Raw genomic sequence first — 1,069 nt, forward strand, 5'->3', positions numbered from 1 at the left:
GGTCGGCCACCACCGCCACCGGCCGCCCCTGCTTGAGCAGGGTGCAACTGACGTTCATCCGCCAGTCGGCCAGATAGTCGCCCGGCGTGACGCCCACCGCGTCCTTGAACGCGGCGGCGAAGCGCGCGCGTGACATGCCCGCCTTCGCCGCCAGCGCCTCGAGCGACCACGCGGTCTGCGGCGCATCGTGCATGGCGGTTATGGCGCGCGCGAGTTTCGGGTCGGCCAGGCCCGCCAGCAGTCCGGTGGCGCCAAGCCGCCCATCCATCAGATAACGCAGCAACTGGATCAGTAGCAACTCGTACAAGCGGTCGATGGCGGCCTGCCGACCGCACTGGTCGCGCTCGGCTTCGGCAAACAGCAACTCTAGCGTCGGCCCGAGGCCGGGCAAGTCCGCCAACGGAATCAGCAGCATCGACGGCAAGGCCATGGCCAACGGATTGCCCGTCGAAGCGCCCAGGTCGACCTCCGCACACAACAGCTCAGCGGTATCGCCGGGGGCGGCGACAAAACGATGCGACGCCACGCGCGGATAAAACAGCAGGCTCGGCTCGGTAACCAGCAGATCTTCATGCACGGGCGAACGCGCCGTAATCGGGCCGCGCCGCACCAGATGGATATAGCCATGCGGCGCCGCGTAATGATGCTGCCCACAGAAGGCGCCGCTGTGAAAAACGCGCGCCGAAAGCGAGTAGTGCCGGAGCAAGCCGGCCAGTCGATCCGCCATTCCACTCTCCATATAAGACGATAGGTTACGTATTTGATACTTTACGTGCCATATCGTACCAAACAAAGGGCGATCATGCCCACGTGCTCTTGCACCTCACCCACTACGGAGATAGACATGACCCAAATCGCCCCCCTGACCATCGACACCGCTGACGCCGCTACCGCTGCCACACTCAAGGCCGTCAAAGCCAAGCTTGGCATGGTGCCGAACCTGTTCGCCACGCTGGCCCACGCGCCGGCGGCGCTCAATGGCTACCTCGGCTTGTCCGAAACGCTGGGCACCGGCCGCCTGAATGCCTCCCAGCGCGAGATCGTTGCGCTCGCTGCCGGTCAAGCCAAT

Annotated in this window: 1 protein-coding gene and 1 pseudogene; one reads left to right on the forward strand and one right to left on the reverse strand. The window is 64.9% G+C overall.

Annotated elements, in window-relative coordinates; all coding sequences use genetic code 11:
* The coding region (locus ACZ4Z4_RS38345) for an AraC family transcriptional regulator (RefSeq protein ID WP_468338553.1) at positions 1 to 727 on the reverse strand (727 nt) is incomplete at its 3' end.
* 117 nt (positions 728 to 844) lie between these two features.
* Between ACZ4Z4_RS38345 and ACZ4Z4_RS38350 the strand changes: the two are divergent.
* Positions 845 to 1,069 (forward strand): annotated as a pseudogene (locus tag ACZ4Z4_RS38350) (carboxymuconolactone decarboxylase family protein); the annotation flags it as partial.

It is taken from the genome of Streptomyces sp. NPDC030245 (genome assembly GCF_055572995.1).